The organism is Maribacter sp. LLG6340-A2 (assembly GCF_045057105.1).
Classification (GTDB): domain Bacteria; phylum Bacteroidota; class Bacteroidia; order Flavobacteriales; family Flavobacteriaceae; genus Maribacter.
Window position 1 is genome coordinate 3204623 of sequence record NZ_CP159332.1, and the last position, 14604, is coordinate 3219226.

13 protein-coding genes are annotated in these 14604 nt (G+C 37.2%); 8 read left to right on the forward strand and 5 right to left on the reverse strand.

Annotated features, from left to right (window positions below; all coding sequences use genetic code 11):
* Positions 1 to 1380, reverse strand: a complete 1380-nt coding sequence (locus ABVM52_RS13545) for a DUF1080 domain-containing protein (protein WP_405381372.1) — start codon at positions 1378 to 1380, stop codon at positions 1 to 3.
* A 75-nt stretch (positions 1381 to 1455) separates the two neighbouring features.
* Positions 1456 to 2163 carry a peptide-methionine (S)-S-oxide reductase MsrA gene (msrA, locus tag ABVM52_RS13550; RefSeq protein ID WP_405381374.1) on the reverse strand — a complete coding sequence of 236 codons (708 nt, stop codon included), beginning with the start codon at positions 2161 to 2163 and terminating at the stop codon, positions 1456 to 1458.
* Between the two features lie 101 nt (positions 2164 to 2264).
* Here msrA and ABVM52_RS13555 point away from each other — a divergent pair, with 101 nt between their 5' ends.
* The 3 genes from ABVM52_RS13555 (at position 2265) to ABVM52_RS13565 (ending at position 3958) form a co-directional block, all read left to right on the forward strand.
* A complete protein-coding gene (locus ABVM52_RS13555) occupies positions 2265 to 2948 on the forward strand; it encodes a peptidoglycan DD-metalloendopeptidase family protein (RefSeq protein WP_405381376.1) in 684 nt (227 codons plus the stop codon).
* 179 nt (positions 2949 to 3127) lie between these two features.
* Entirely contained in the window at positions 3128 to 3364 is a 237-nt protein-coding gene (locus ABVM52_RS13560; RefSeq protein WP_405381379.1) for a hypothetical protein, read from the forward strand.
* Between the two features lie 354 nt (positions 3365 to 3718).
* Positions 3719 to 3958, forward strand: coding sequence for a hypothetical protein (locus ABVM52_RS13565; protein WP_405381381.1), 240 nt, complete (start codon positions 3719 to 3721; stop codon positions 3956 to 3958).
* Here the strand turns inward: ABVM52_RS13565 and ABVM52_RS13570 are convergent.
* Positions 3955 to 4698, reverse strand: coding sequence for an arylesterase (locus ABVM52_RS13570; RefSeq protein WP_405381383.1), 744 nt, complete (start codon positions 4696 to 4698; stop codon positions 3955 to 3957). The genes ABVM52_RS13565 and ABVM52_RS13570 overlap by 4 nt on opposite strands.
* 61 nt (positions 4699 to 4759) lie before the next feature.
* Here ABVM52_RS13570 and ABVM52_RS13575 point away from each other — a divergent pair, with 61 nt between their 5' ends.
* From ABVM52_RS13575 to ABVM52_RS13595, 5 genes are all read left to right on the forward strand, one after another.
* Positions 4760 to 5449: an ABC transporter ATP-binding protein gene (locus ABVM52_RS13575; protein WP_405381385.1), complete on the forward strand. Its 690-nt coding sequence runs from the start codon at positions 4760 to 4762 to the stop codon at positions 5447 to 5449.
* Between the two features lie 47 nt (positions 5450 to 5496).
* Complete coding sequence (locus ABVM52_RS13580) at positions 5497 to 7998, forward strand: ABC transporter permease (RefSeq protein ID WP_405385134.1); 2502 nt, start codon at positions 5497 to 5499, stop codon at positions 7996 to 7998.
* A 247-nt stretch (positions 7999 to 8245) separates the two neighbouring features.
* On the forward strand, positions 8246 to 9595 hold the full coding sequence (locus tag ABVM52_RS13585; protein WP_405381387.1) for a DEAD/DEAH box helicase: 1350 nt from the start codon (positions 8246 to 8248) through the stop codon (positions 9593 to 9595).
* Positions 9596 to 9970: 375 nt separating this feature from the next.
* A complete protein-coding gene (locus tag ABVM52_RS13590) occupies positions 9971 to 10228 on the forward strand; it encodes a hypothetical protein (protein WP_405381389.1) in 258 nt (85 codons plus the stop codon).
* Positions 10229 to 10253: 25 nt separating this feature from the next.
* A complete protein-coding gene (locus tag ABVM52_RS13595; protein ID WP_405381390.1) occupies positions 10254 to 10400 on the forward strand; it encodes a hypothetical protein in 147 nt (48 codons plus the stop codon).
* Here ABVM52_RS13595 and ABVM52_RS13600 read toward each other — a convergent pair.
* Positions 10397 to 11989, reverse strand: coding sequence for an amidohydrolase family protein (locus ABVM52_RS13600; RefSeq protein ID WP_405381392.1), 1593 nt, complete (start codon positions 11987 to 11989; stop codon positions 10397 to 10399). The genes ABVM52_RS13595 and ABVM52_RS13600 overlap by 4 nt on opposite strands.
* A gap of 31 nt (positions 11990 to 12020) precedes the next feature.
* Positions 12021 to 14540 (reverse strand): M14 family metallopeptidase, encoded by a 2520-nt coding sequence (locus ABVM52_RS13605; RefSeq protein ID WP_405381394.1) that lies wholly within the window; start codon positions 14538 to 14540, stop codon positions 12021 to 12023.
* Between the last annotated feature and the right edge of the window lie 64 nt (positions 14541 to 14604).

Below are 14604 nucleotides of genomic sequence, written 5' to 3' on the forward strand. Positions count from 1 at the left end.
CTATTCCTTTTCAATTGGTTTTATCTTGATATTTTTAAATGAAACCCGATCCCCATGTTCTTGCAATAGAATATGTCCTTTTTCAGCTTCACCAAAATTGGTCCATTTAGCATACTTGCTTTCAGAAACAAGTTTGCGAAATTCTGGACTCTTACGTTCATACTCAAGTACTTTTTTGCCATTTAGCCAATGCTCTACATGGTTGTCTTTAGACTTGATGTGTGCCGTGTTCCATTCCCCTGGCGGATTCATTGGTTTGGCAGGGTCTGCTTTTATAAGGTCATACAACGAGGAGACGGTACGTATACCTTCCATTCTACCTAATTTAGCGTCTGGATGTCTTGCATCATCCAAAATTTGGTATTCTAGACCAATAGAAGAACCTTCACCTTTATTGGTATCTGTATTAACATAATACTTAATACCACTGTTGGCACCTTCGGTAATTCTAAAATCTACTTTAAGTTCAAAATCTCCATACAGTTCTTTGGTAACAATATCACCGGCGGCGGCAGATTCTTCTCCTCCAGAAGATAATACGGTTAATATGCCATCCTCAATTTCCCATCCAAAAGTTGGGAATTCGTCTAATTTAGCACCACGCCAACCGTTTGTTGTTTTTCCGTCCCAAAGCATTTTCCAACCTTTTTTGGCCTCATCTACACCTAGGGCATTTTTGGTAATGATGGGCTGTATTGGTGTTTGTCTAGAATATTTGGAAAGACTGTCTTTCAATATCTTTATATTTTTCCAAATTATATCCGTTCCTTCTTTTTGATCATTTGAAATACTATGTACTTGTAAGGCAATAAAACCTTCTGCTGTCTTGTCATCTATTAAATGTGCTGCAGGTACATCATTGATCCATGTTTTTATGGTGTCTCCTATGGCTTCAATTCTATAATGGTTCCAATCATTTTGTTTAAATGCTTTTTGAGCCGTAGGATTTTCGGTCATGGGGTTTAGCCAACCGCGTCTGGCCTCATCATAGATGCCGGCACTCCATGCCCTTTCTGATGGATCTATTTCTATTTGATAGCCATGTACACGACCGTCCATATAATGTGGTAAACTGTTACTTCTAATCTGTATACCGGAATTCATACTTGGGTCTACCTTATAGTCCAGTTCCAAAATGAAATCCCCATACATTTTATCAGTCGTCATAAATGAGTTTGGCGTATTATGTACGGTGGTTCCTACAATGGCATTGTCTTTTACGGTATAGGTGGCTTCGCCACCTAATTGTGTCCATCCGTTCAAAGTTTCTCCATCAAAAAGATTAACCCATGGGATGTCATCTTTTGGTTCTTGTTGACAGCTATGCAATAGTCCTGTTAAGGCTACGGTACATAGCAAATACTTAATTTTTGATTTCATTGGTTTTGGTAAATTTAAATTATAAAAAAGCGCCCTAAATAGGGCGCTTGAATATAGTAATTTTTCAGGAGTATTTTAGTGGGCATCGGCCTTTAAATAATCTCCAAAATTTTCTTTAAAACGATTTAATCTGGGAACGGATACATTACGTATATATGAATTATTTGGATTGTTCTTTTCATAATCCTGATGATAATCTTCTGCTTTATAGAATGTTGTGTGTTTGGTGACCTCGGTAGTAATGGGGTCGTTGCCATACACCTTTTGGTCCGTAAGAGCCTTCATATAGTTTTCTATAATTTCTTTTTCTTTCTCGGTTTTATAAAAAGCTATTGAACGGTATTGCCTACCACGATCCGGACCTTGTCTGTTTAATTGGGTAGGGTCATGAGAACCAAAAAAGACCTGTACCAATTGTGTAAACGAAATTTCCTTTGGATCATAATAAACCTTAACCGCTTCTGCATGGTCTGTTTTGCCATAGCCCACTTGCTCATAAGTAGGATTTTTTTGGGTTCCGCCCGCGTATCCTGAGATCACCTCCTTTACTCCTTTAACACTTTCAAAAATGGCTTCTACACACCAAAAACAGCCACTTGCAAAATATGCCGTTTCATAGTTTTTTAATTGTTGAGGAGTAAGCTTTTCTAATTGCTTTGTTTCATCAAGTGCAATACCAGTGGCATCCGAATTTTTAGTTGGTACTTCTTTTTTGGCTTTGGATTGGCAGCTGGTAGCTAATAAAGTAGCACCTATCAATAGCGCTAGTTGAAATAATTTCATAACAATTTTCTTTTAACAATTTGTAGGTAATTTACAAAGACCTTACGTGGTATTGGGTTAAAAAATGTTAAGAAGAATACAAGATCAATTATTTTTGATGAATGAATTCACTAATTGAAGTTTTAAAATCCGCATCTGAAAGGGCTATTCCTATATTGGATAACAGCATTGGGGTTGATAAGTATGTTCCCCTTGATTTATCAAAAAATAATACGGATTTAAGTGAAGTGGATATAACCGACCCATTCATTTGCCAAAATTATATAGATGAGGTACTTGATCGTAAAAAAGGTTTAATAGGGTATGGCGGTTACTTAGAAGAACGTAATCTTTATAATGATAAAGCAAGTTTTACCTCCATAAATTCCCCTTTACGGAATATACATTTAGGAATTGATTTTTGGTGCAATGAACAAACCAAGGTTGTAACCCCAATAGATGGTACCATACATAGCTTTAAATTTAATAATATTCCTGGGGATTATGGTCCTACAATTATTTTAAAACACTCAATCCAAAATCTAACGTTTTATACCCTTTACGGTCATTTATCTTTAAACTCATTAAAAGGTTTGGTAGAAGGAAAAGACTTTAAGGCGGGAGATATATTGGGAGCTTTGGGGGCACCCGATATTAATGTGAACTATGCCCCGCATTTACATTTTCAGATCATTTATGATATGGAAGGGTTTTATGGAGACTACCCCGGGGTTTGTTCCAAAGATCAACTAATGCATTATAAATTGAACTGTCCTGATCCAAATTTTTTATTAAAACTGTATTAGTATTAATCGATAAACGGTCTGTTTTACCGATAGGGTGAAAACCTGAGCTTTACAGTTAATCTGGTCTTTATGGTACTTTATCCATGTTTTTGTAAAGTAACGAGAAAATGTGTTTTTGGGCGATTGACAATTAGTTAACACAAGCTATGTAGCGTTATATAAGTGTAACAAAACAGGTCATGAAAACTATCGCATCCATCATCTTTATCATCTTCATAGGTATTACTGCTCAAGCTCAGGATAAAAGTATGGATATTAAGGTAGCGCCAATTACAACTATCAAAACTACTAAAACAACAAAGGGTGTACATGCTAAGGACAGCACTAAAATAGTACGCTTATACAAAACAAAGAACGCTAAAGTTAAAAGAGCATTAAACTTTATAACTAAAGCGAATAAAGCTAAAATGGCTTAATAAACGTAATTGATTAAGAGGGGGCACTAAAAGAAATGGGTGTACTATTTAGGTAATCGTTTTAAGTACGTTTGCATTTTTAAAGCCCATTAAGAACAACTTCAACATTATAAGTAATCCTTTTGTAGGATAACTTTTTTAAAAGCGTTTATCAATGTAGGAATTTAGTTACAGTTAAGACGAACGGTACGGTTTTATCGATTATCGGTAAATTGTTTTGTAGGAATAAGGACTACAAAAAATGGTAATACATCGAAAAGCTGTCATTTCATCGTAAAAAACACGCTTTTTATCGAATTGCAAGTACGTAAAATTGGCTAGGGGTAGTTATCTACAAACCAAATTTACCTACTTATGCGTGCCCTATTATTTATATTCCTTGTTATCTGTTTGGGAACATCGTCCCAAGCACAGGAAAATCCTTCAGTTAAAAAAGTACAGGTTATTATTTTGCCAATGGCGCAGACCATACCTTTGCCTGATAGATTACCCAAGCGTTCCCAAACAGCTGCAAGGTTTTTTAAAGTCAAGAATGCAAGAGTCAAAAGAGCTTTAGCTTTTAAACCAATTTCAAAAAGAACAATGATGGCTTAATTTGCTATTACTGATTTATCTTTTGGAGAGGTTGTTAAATTTTCTGAATCTGTTTTTATTAAAGGTTCTAAAATTTTCCAAACATTATTGGCCACAATCTTTTGACCTTCTGCAGTTGGGTGTATACCATCTTCCAAATTTAATTCGGGTATACCTGCAACACCTTCCAATAGAAAGGGAATTAGAGGGATATCATTGGATTCTGCCAAGGCAGGGTACATTTGCTTAAATTGTGTAGCATAATCGGCACCCATATTAGGAGGTATTTGCATACCGGCAAGTATGATCCTCGTTTCCGGATTTCTATCTTTGACCATACTGATCATGGTCTGTAAATTATTCATTGATTCCGTAATGGGTATACCCCTAAGACCATCATTGGCACCAAGTTCCAATACAAAAATATCAACAGGCTGGTTTAGTACCCAATCCAATCTATTTAAACCTCCTGAAGTAGTTTCTCCACTTAATCCAGAATTAATAACCTTATAGTGTAGACCTAACGAATCTAAACGTTGTTGAATTCTATGGGGAAAGCCTTCTTCAGTATCCAATCCATACGCTGCGGTAAGACTGTTACCATAGAATAAAATTACTTTTTCATCCTTGGGCGATGTTTCCTTCTCCGTTATTTTAGAAACACTTTCAACAGGTTCACTCTGTTTTTTTTCAACATTCTCCTTGCAACCTAAAATAAGCAAAGCACATAAAAAATAACGAAACTTTAATACTTTCAGCATAGCCTTATCTAATTAATATCCAAATCATTTGCTTATTTTGTTCACTTGTAGAAAATGATTTATGACAAAGATATTAAACGTTCATAACCTAAAGAAGGTCTACACCAGTGGATCAAAGAAATTAACGGTGCTAGATGATATTTCATTCTCCATAGATGCAGGTTCAAGCTTTGCTATTGTAGGTCCATCGGGGAGTGGTAAAACAACACTTTTAGGACTTTGCGCAGGGTTAGATCAAATAGATGAGGGAAGGATAACCTTATGCGGGGAAGATTTAAATGGATTGAACGAAGACCAACGTGCCCTGTTGAGAAATGAAAAGGTAGGTTTTATTTTTCAGGATTTTCAATTGTTGCCCACATTAACGGCGCTTGAGAATGTTAGTGTTCCTTTAGAGCTACAAGGTGCTGAAAATGCGTTTAACGATGCAAGGGCACTGTTAGATAAAGTGGGCTTGAGCAATAGATATGATCACTATCCATCTCAATTATCCGGCGGGGAGCAACAACGTGTAGCACTGGCACGTGCCTTTAGTACCAAGCCAAAAATATTGTTCGCAGATGAACCAACGGGGAATCTGGATGAAGAAACCGGTAAAAAGGTAATTAAATTATTGTTTGATCTTAATAAGGAAATGGGAACTACCCTAGTTATTGTAACCCATGACCTTGATCTGGCAAAATTAAATGAGCACGTGCTACGCTTAAAAGGTGGTAAAATAGTTATCAACGAAACCACAGCATTATCTTGAACACTATTAAACGTACTTCACAGGCAAGCTTTAACTGGTTGTTGAAAATGGCATGGCGAGACGGTAAGGCCAGCGGCAAAAGATTATTGTTGTTCATGGCCTCCATTATCTTGGGAATATCCGCTGTGGTTTCTATACAATCGTTCAGTAATAATCTTAAAGAGAATATTGGCCTACAATCCAAAGCCTTAATGGGTGCCGATTTTTTAATAGATAGTAACCAACCGGCAAATGAAAGGGTGGTTGCAATAATGGATTCTCTTGGAGGTGTAGATGCTAAGGAAGTCAATTTTGCTTCTATGGCCGCTTTTTTGAAAAACGGAAATACTAAATTGGTGCAGGTTCGTGGTATTGAGGGCAAATTTCCATTTTATGGTGAGTTAGAAACAGCCCCCGCAAGTGCAGCAAATTCCTATCAGGAAATAGGTGGGGCTTTGGTAGATGCTACCGCCATGTTACAATATAACCTTAAGCCCGGTGATAGTGTAAAATTGGGCAACATTACTTTTCCAATAGTTGGATCCTTGCTTAGTGCGCCCGGTAGTACTGCAATTGGGGCAACAGCCGCACCACCTATTATTGTACCATATCGCTATATGGAACAGAGCGGCCTTTTACAACGGGGAAGTAGGTTAGAATATAATTATTATTTTAAAGATCCGGCAGTGGATTTAAAACTGTTGGATAAAAATGTGGACCCCTTATTGGATGCCGAAAACGCCGATATGGATACACATACAGATACCAGTGCACGTTTAGGTAGACGTTATGACAATGTTGCCCGATTCTTAAATTTAGTCGCATTTATAGCACTTTTATTGGGTTGTGTTGGTATTGCAAGTTCAGTACATATTTATATAAAGGAAAAATTAAGGGCGGTTGCCGTACTTAAATGTTTAGGTGCCACCCGTAAACAAACGTTTTTAATTTACCTGTTGCAGATTGCGGGTATGGGACTTTTGGGTGGCCTTATAGGAACGGTGATTGGATTACTTTTACAGCAAACATTTCCTTTAATATTACAGGAGTTCTTACCCTTTCAAGTGGAAATAGCTACCTCTTTTCAAGCTATTTTTGTGGGACTTTTGTTAGGGGTGATCATGTCCGTGTTATTTGCTTTATCCCCATTGATCAACACATGGTTTGTTTCACCGTTACAGGTATTACGGGTGCAAGAGAATACCAATAAGAAATCACGCCCATATCAAATATGGGTAATGATAGCTATTGTTCTATTTATATTTCTGTTTGCCTATTGGTTGTTAGGCAGGTGGACGTTCGCCGCCAGTTTTGTGGTTGGTATATTAGTTACTTTCTCCATACTAGCGCTCGTAGCAATAGGTTTCATGAGGCTGATAAAAAAATACTTTCCAAGCTCATGGAGTTTTGCTGCGCGGCAAAGTTTATTGAACCTGTACCGACCAAATAACCAAACAATTGTACTAATCTTAGCCATAGGTATCGGTACTTTTTTAATAAGCACCCTGTATTTTACAAAAGATTTTTTATTGGGGAAAACCGCTTTTGAGACGAATGAGGAGAGCCCTAATTTAATACTTTTTGATGTGCAGTCCGGTCAGCGAGAAGCGGTTGCCAATACCATAACACCAAAAGGATTACCCGTTATAGATAACATTCCAATTGTTACCATGCGTTTAGAACGTATTAAAGACCGATCCGTAAATGATATTAGGTTGGATACTACAACCCGGGTGAATAAATGGATATTAAGTCACGAGTTTAGGACCACTTATAGGGATTCTATGATAGGGTCGGAAAAATTAATTAAAGGAGAATGGCTTGAGCGTGTAGATCCAAACGCCCAAGTAATTCCTATTTCCTTGGCAGATAATGTAGCGAAAGATGCTCTTGTTTCCCTTGGCGATACTTTACTTTTTAATGTTCAGGGTAAATTAATGACTACCGTAGTAGGTAATATTAGACAGGTAGACTGGGCACGAATGCAACTTAATTTTTCCATTGTATTTCCTAAAGGTGTACTGGAAAATGCACCGCAGTTTCATGTACTCACGACCAATGCACCCAATAAAAAATCATCTGCAAATCTACAACGTGAGCTGGTTAGGAAGTTTCCAAATGTTTCCATAATCGATTTAAGGCAAGTGGTAACGCTCATTGAAAATATCTTGGACAAGATTGCTTGGGTCATAACGTTTATGGCATTTTTTAGCATTCTTACAGGGGTAATTGTTTTAATAGGTTCTGTACGTAATAGTAAGTACCAGCGCATACGTGAAAGTGTTTTGTTACGGACATTAGGGGCTCAAAGTAAACAGATACTAAAAATAAATGCCTTGGAATATTTGTTTTTAGGGGTATTGGGTAGTGGGGTAGGTGTGGCACTTTCCTTATTCAGTAGTTTTTTACTGGCCTATTTTGTATTTGATACACCATTTGTTCCATCTTGGGTACCGTTTCTTATTGTTATGCCGGCTATTACTATGTTGGTATTATTTATAGGATGGTATAACAGTAGAGGTATTTTAAATAGCCCGCCGTTAGAAGTATTACGTAAGGAGGGGACTTAGTAGTATATTACTTGAATAATAGGGAAAAGTAAAATCTTTACTTGTATAATATGGTTTGAATTTCTATCCATTTAGATTTCAATATGCTTGCTATCTAGTTGTCTTGACATTATTTTTAATAAATCGCAGTATAAGTTGTTTTGGCTGATGTCTCGGTTTTTAATGATATAACCTATAATTATCTCATTTATCATGATTTGTCAACTAATCCACATAGCTTTGCATTTTTAAACTAAAAGTCACAATTATGTCCCTGTTTACCGATTTAAAGATTTCCAGAAATCTAGAAAAAGCCTTGGAAGATTTAGGTTTGGTGCAAACTACGCCTATTCAGGAACAAGCCTTTTCTGTTGTAATGAGCGGTATTGATGTGGTAGGTATAGCGCAAACAGGTACAGGTAAAACTTTTGCCTATTTGCTCCCTATTTTAAATACCTTGTCTTTTTCTAAGGAAATTCATCCTAAAGTGGTGATTTTGGTGCCTACAAGAGAGCTGGTAGTGCAAGTGGTGGAAGAAACGGAAAAATTGGCCAAATACGCCGGTATACGGGTATTAGGGGTATTTGGGGGTAAAAGTATGTTGCGCCAAAAAGAGGCGTTGGCACTAGGAACGGATATTTTAGTTGCTACCCCGGCACGTTTGTATGATTTGATTTTAACTAAGGCGGTACAACTTAAACAAGTAAAAAAACTTGTCATTGATGAGGTAGATGTAATGCTGGACCTTGGTTTTAGATTTCAGTTGGTAAATATTTTTGAACTATTGCCACAACGACGACAGAACATTATGTTTTCTGCCACCATGACAGATGATATAGATGTTTTTATTTCTGACTTTTTCAAGGGGGTAAAAAAAATATCTATTGCCGTTAGCGGTACACCATTGGATAATATTACCCAAATTGGTTTTGCCGTACCTAATTTTTATACCAAAGTAAACCTCCTTGTTCATTTATTACAGCAAGAAGCAGAATTTCATAAGGTGTTGGTCTTTGTATCCAGTAAGCGAAGTGCAGATTTGCTTTTCAAGGAAATGTCGGAATTTTTTAGTGAAGAGATTTGTATCATTCACTCCAATAAAACCCAGAACTATAGATTGCGTTCCATTAACCAGTTTGATGAAGGCAAGAACCGTATACTGGTAACTACAGATGTTATGGCCAGGGGCTTGGACCTTCAAGATATTTCTCATGTTATCAATTTTGATACCCCTGTATTTCCTGAAAATTACATGCACCGCATCGGTAGAACGGGTAGGGCAGAGAAGGTTGGTACTTCCATGTTATTGTATACTCCGGCAGAATTGGAATATAAAGAGGCAATAGAGGGGTTAATGGGAAAAAAAATACAGGAAAAAGATTTACCCGATGATGTAGTCTTAGCCACTAAGCTTACCTATGATGAACAACCTAAGCATAGGGAACGTGAAAATCCTTTAAATATTAATGAAGAGGAACGTGGAGCTAGCTATCATGAAAAATCCGATAAAAACAAGAAGCAGAACCAAGGTGGGTCGTACAAACGTATTATAAAAAAGAAATATTCTAAACCCAAGACTAGGGGCGATAAAAATTATAATAAACGCAAAAAGAGATAGCCCTTATAACCTTCAACATTTTTTCGTTTACCATTGCCTATTCTAATTGGTATTATCTACGCTTTCATGCGCTAATGAGAATAGTTTGTACTGCTTAGCTGAACATCTTCTTTATTAATTTAGGTTTAATATCCGTGTGCCAATATTAGGTTTTCACTAATGGCATTCCGGCTATATTAATTCTTCCTTTTATTAAAATCATCGATGAAATGCATCCTGTTTCGGTATGTGGTTTTTGACCTAAAAACCGTTCGTCGATGCTTTTTGTCTATTCATCAATGTTTGGTGCAATAGGCGAAAATTATAGCACTTCAGCGAGGTCAGCCGACTTATTTTAACACCTGAAAGTATCTTTACATTGTATTTAGAATAGATATGAAAGCACTTTTTACCTTATTAATTATAGTTTTTGCCGGTGGGGTTGCACTGGCTCAAAATACACCACAAAATGATAAAGTTGACACTCTTGAAATGGGTATTGTTATGGTTAGTAGCATTAGTGATTCTGACCTTAAGAAGAAAGTTACAGTTTCTAACGAAACTTCAATAGCACGTTTGTACAGATATAAAAATTCTAGGGTCAATAGGGAATTAGCTTTTATTACAAAGAAAAATTACGGTAAATTGGCATAGTCTTTGCCATATTAAAAAAGGTGCAATGAAGCACCTTTTAAATATTAGAATTATGATTATACTTACGATTTTAATACCAATGTTATTTGTTTTTGCCGCTATTGTCTTTAATTCAAAAAAGCGCACTAAACTACAAGAGATTAAAGTACCTGTAGACAAGAAGAAGTTTTAATTCTTAATACCAGGCTGTTTAAGTTTATAATTACTATTTGCCTTGGCTTCATCTACTTGTTTTTTTACATCTGCCAATAATGCTTTGGCATCGTAGATGATACCGTCTTTTACCGTGTACTTTACACCACCAATACGAACCACCTCATTATCATCGGTAAGCTTTATAGCGCCTGTGCCGTATAATACTTTAAAGTTTTCTAGTGGATTTTCTTCCACTATTACGAAGTCGGCCAATTTTCCTATACTTACCGATCCCAGTTTATCATCCATACCAAGAGCTTCTGCACCGTTTAAAGTAGCAGATTGTATAATTTCCAATGGATGAAATCCTGCTTCACGCAATAATTCAAGTTCACGAACATACGCAAAACCATATAGTTGAAAAATGAATCCGGAATCTGAACCGGTCGTAACCCGGCCACCTCGGTTTTTATATTCATTGATAAAGGTCATCCAAAGTTTGTAATTCTGTTTCCATGCTACTTCTTGCTCGGTTCCCCAGTTATGCCAATATGACCCATGCGATATTTTACTTGGCTGGTAAAATTCCCAAAGAGAAGGTAAGGTATAGTCTTCGTGCCATTCTGCACGCCTAGCCCGTTGTAAATCTCTGCTAGCTTCGTATATATTAAATGTTGGGTCTATGGTGAAATCCAACTCCAAAAGTTCGTTCATTACATTGTTCCAGTGCTCAGAATATGGTTTTGCAGCCTGTTTCCATAATTTGCCTGCATTTTCAAACCTGTCCTGCTCGTTTTGATAATTATAATCCAATGGAAAATCCTGTACGGTACGGTCCGCAAATAAAGCTTCTGGCAAACCATACCAATGCTCCATAGAGGTCAGACCTGCTCTTGCGGAATGGAGAACGTTCCATCTGGCAACGCTCATCTGGGCATGATGACAGGCAGACCCTAATCCTAACTTTTTGTTTTCGTCCAAAGCAGCGGCCATAATAGCTGGTTCGGCCCCAAAAAATTTAATGCCGTCCGCTCCTTTTTTGGCATTGGCACGAACCCATTCCCGTGCCTGTTCTGGTGTGGAAATAGGTGTATCGTTCAATGGATTAAAAGATTTGCTGGTTTGACCAAATGCGGTATAGGAGATGATACGTGGTGCAATTATTTCATTTCTTTCACTCTTACGTTTCAAATCCAGCGCAATATCTATACCTCGTCCTGCTACTTCCCGCACAGTCGTTACTCCGTGTGCCATCCATAATTTAAAAACATAATCTGGGTCTGCCCCCTGGGCATCGCCACCTATATGGGTGTGCATATCTATAAAACCTGGTAAAAGGTACATTCCTGTGCAGTCCAATTCTTTTCCGCTAGGTCGTAATACAGGCCTTTTGCTTTGACTAATAGCTACACCAGGATACCCAACAACTTTTACATCCTTGATAACGTTATTCTCCACGACAATATCAGCAGGACCCTGCGGTGGGGCTCCGTTACCATTTATTAGCGTTACCCCTCTTATAATCAATTGCTGATGTGGTCCGTCTCCTTCTAAAGTTTGTGCGGCAATGTCCGTGGTAAAAGTAATGGTAAACGCTAGAACAATATAACCTAGAAATTTTTTCATAATTCAATTTTAAAATTCTTACAATATGATATTAGTCTTGCGCGGGAATGTTGATTTTGTCTCCAAGAAAAAGTGCATTCAAGAACAACCTATTTGTAGCATACCAAGAACCTCTAAAATTTGGATTATCGGCAAAAAGGACCACTCTACCTTTACCTACTTTACTAACAATAAGAGATGCAGAGTTCATAATATTGTCGGTCATGTTTTTTTCTGTGATAAAACCATCAATATGTGGGTCTTTGGCATATTTGGCAACGGTGGCATAAGGGTTTTTGCTAGGTGCCAACCATACAGAATTGTTTTTATAAACCGGTAGTTGCTGGTCTCTATATCCATAGGATAGGGGGTGTGTTATATCCAAATCAACTTTCAAGATGACTCCGCCAATGCTTTCCTTCCCAATATTTTCACGAGCGTCTACATACGGTTTTCTTTCTACAGTTTGGGTAGAATCTTTTTCTTTGGTAATGAGTTTCTCTTCTACCAATTTTTTCTCTATCACCCATTTACTTGCAGTACCTATAGTCACTAAAGTGTTGCCTTTTTGTAGCCAGCTCTTAATTTTTTCTATCTGATTTTTATTTAAACTGTATTGTCCTGATACCATCACTAAAGAGGTATACTTGTCCAAATTGATCCTGTTAAAATTATGTATAGGAACTTTTGTGATTGGCATGTGAACGCGGGTATCCAATAAATGCCAAACTTCACCTGCTTCATATGACCTAACTCCATTACCAATTAGCATAACGGCCTTAGGTTTTTTAATAGGTGATATATTTCCACTACCTAGATCAATACCGTTATCACTTAGGCCAGTGTTTATGGCATATATTGGAACATTGTATCTCTTCTGGACTTTTGAAATCATTTGATAGGTAGATGCAACATCTGTTTTTTGAAGACTAACCGGAATCAAAACTGAACCGTAATTGAATAATTTATTTGCATTGTTCACTTTAATAGAAAACGGTTTTGCCGATGAAGAGGCTACAATACCCTTTTGTTGTAAATCATATAAGGCTGCTGGCGCATTATAATCATCCCAGTCCATAACATAGGCATAATTTGATTTTTTAACTGGTTCCAAGTTGATCAATGCTTCTGTGGTTGTGATTTTTTGACCTAGGTCTAAATTATTTACCGTACTATACTTCATATTGTAAAAGTTGGCAACGGACCATGCAGATGCATCATAATACACACTATCCCTGTATTTCTCATATGTTTCAAACATGGTTTGCACCATACGGTATTGTGGTTGTTGGGTGGGTACTACATATCTGTCCTTAGATCGGTAAACATCCACATTATGTATTAGTAATTTATCAATAAAGGCTTTTGTTCTGTTTTGATCATAGGGATCACCAAAGAGGTAGCCCTTTACTTTATTTTTTGCAGCATTGGTTAGAGCACTCTTAAAGAATTTCTGCTGATATTTACGCATGAGTCCTTTATTGTCCACGGCTGTTTTTACCGTAGTAATACCAGATACATATTGATTTCTGATGGTAAAGGCAAAAGTTATTTCACCAAAGGCCGTAGTTTGTTTATGACCTCTTGAACTGGCTTGTTCAAACAACAGTCCCAGTCCACCTTGTAAATCTGGGTAAGATGAACCATATCCAGGGTAGGTACCGTCAAATACTTCTTTTGTAAAATAAAGGGAGCCTATACTATCCAAACTTTTTGCAAATTCATTTCCAAAAAGGGTATTTAAATCTTCATAATTCTCTTTTGGCATTATGGGGTCGTAAGAAGCATTTGTTTTCATTGGTTCAAAAAAGTAGGTACTTTGAGTTCCCATTTCATGAAAGTCCGTAACCACGTTAGGATACCATTGATGATACCATTTTAACTTTCCCCTGCTTTCCGGGTTAATTGCCAATAACCAATCTCTATTCAAATCAAACCAATAATGATTGGTTCTACCCCTTGGCCAATTTTCGTTATGTTCAGCGTCTTGGGGATCGGCAACTTCTGGACTGCCTTGGTAGGAGTTTGCCCATTGGGTATGCCTATCACGCCCATCAGGATTTATGGTAGGGTCAATAAACATGACCGCATCGTTTAAATATCTTAGGACTTCAGGATTTTGAGAAGCGACCATGGTATATGCAGTAAGCATAGCAGCTTCTGAACTTGAGGGCTCATTACCATGTACATTATAGGCAAGGTTAATAAAAATAGGAACCTCGTTATAATTAGTTGCTTGCTGTTCTGGATCGGTAAAGGCAAGATGGGCTTCGCGTATGTTAGACAGGTTTTTTAAGTTTTCAGGACTGGTAACAGTGAGCATTACCAATTTTCTACCTTCGTGGGTTCTGCCATATTCCTCTATACTTGCCCGATCGGATAGTTCTGCAAGTTTCTCCATGTACGCCACTATGAGGTCATGGCGTGTATGGTGCTCACCTATACCATAGCCTAAAAAAGATTCAGGCGAGGGAATTTCTGAATTAAAGGGTTTGTATTTTTCAACAAAATAGTCTTGGGCACTAAGAGTAAACCCATTTAGTAGTACTAAAAGGAGTAATTTTTTAAGCATGTAGTTGGTTTTTTGGATAGTTGCCTAAATATAGAAAATATACCGTTATAACCTACTGGCTTAA

Excerpts from the sequence above, each read along its gene's own strand:
- ABVM52_RS13545 (WP_405381372.1), bottom strand. The coding sequence starts at position 1,380 with ATGAAATCAAAAATTAAGTATTTGCTATGTACCGTAGCCTTAACAGGA.
- msrA (WP_405381374.1), bottom strand. The coding sequence starts at position 2,163 with ATGAAATTATTTCAACTAGCGCTATTGATAGGTGCTACTTTATTAGCT.
- ABVM52_RS13555 (WP_405381376.1), top strand. The coding sequence starts at position 2,265 with ATGAATTCACTAATTGAAGTTTTAAAATCCGCATCTGAAAGGGCTATT.
- ABVM52_RS13560 (WP_405381379.1), top strand. The coding sequence starts at position 3,128 with ATGAAAACTATCGCATCCATCATCTTTATCATCTTCATAGGTATTACT.
- ABVM52_RS13565 (WP_405381381.1), top strand. The coding sequence starts at position 3,719 with ATGCGTGCCCTATTATTTATATTCCTTGTTATCTGTTTGGGAACATCG.
- ABVM52_RS13570 (WP_405381383.1), bottom strand. The coding sequence starts at position 4,698 with ATGCTGAAAGTATTAAAGTTTCGTTATTTTTTATGTGCTTTGCTTATT.
- ABVM52_RS13575 (WP_405381385.1), top strand. The coding sequence starts at position 4,760 with ATGACAAAGATATTAAACGTTCATAACCTAAAGAAGGTCTACACCAGT.
- ABVM52_RS13580 (WP_405385134.1), top strand. The coding sequence starts at position 5,497 with ATGGCATGGCGAGACGGTAAGGCCAGCGGCAAAAGATTATTGTTGTTC.
- ABVM52_RS13585 (WP_405381387.1), top strand. The coding sequence starts at position 8,246 with ATGTCCCTGTTTACCGATTTAAAGATTTCCAGAAATCTAGAAAAAGCC.
- ABVM52_RS13590 (WP_405381389.1), top strand. The coding sequence starts at position 9,971 with ATGAAAGCACTTTTTACCTTATTAATTATAGTTTTTGCCGGTGGGGTT.
- ABVM52_RS13595 (WP_405381390.1), top strand. The coding sequence starts at position 10,254 with ATGAAGCACCTTTTAAATATTAGAATTATGATTATACTTACGATTTTA.
- ABVM52_RS13600 (WP_405381392.1), bottom strand. The coding sequence starts at position 11,989 with ATGAAAAAATTTCTAGGTTATATTGTTCTAGCGTTTACCATTACTTTT.
- ABVM52_RS13605 (WP_405381394.1), bottom strand. The coding sequence starts at position 14,540 with ATGCTTAAAAAATTACTCCTTTTAGTACTACTAAATGGGTTTACTCTT.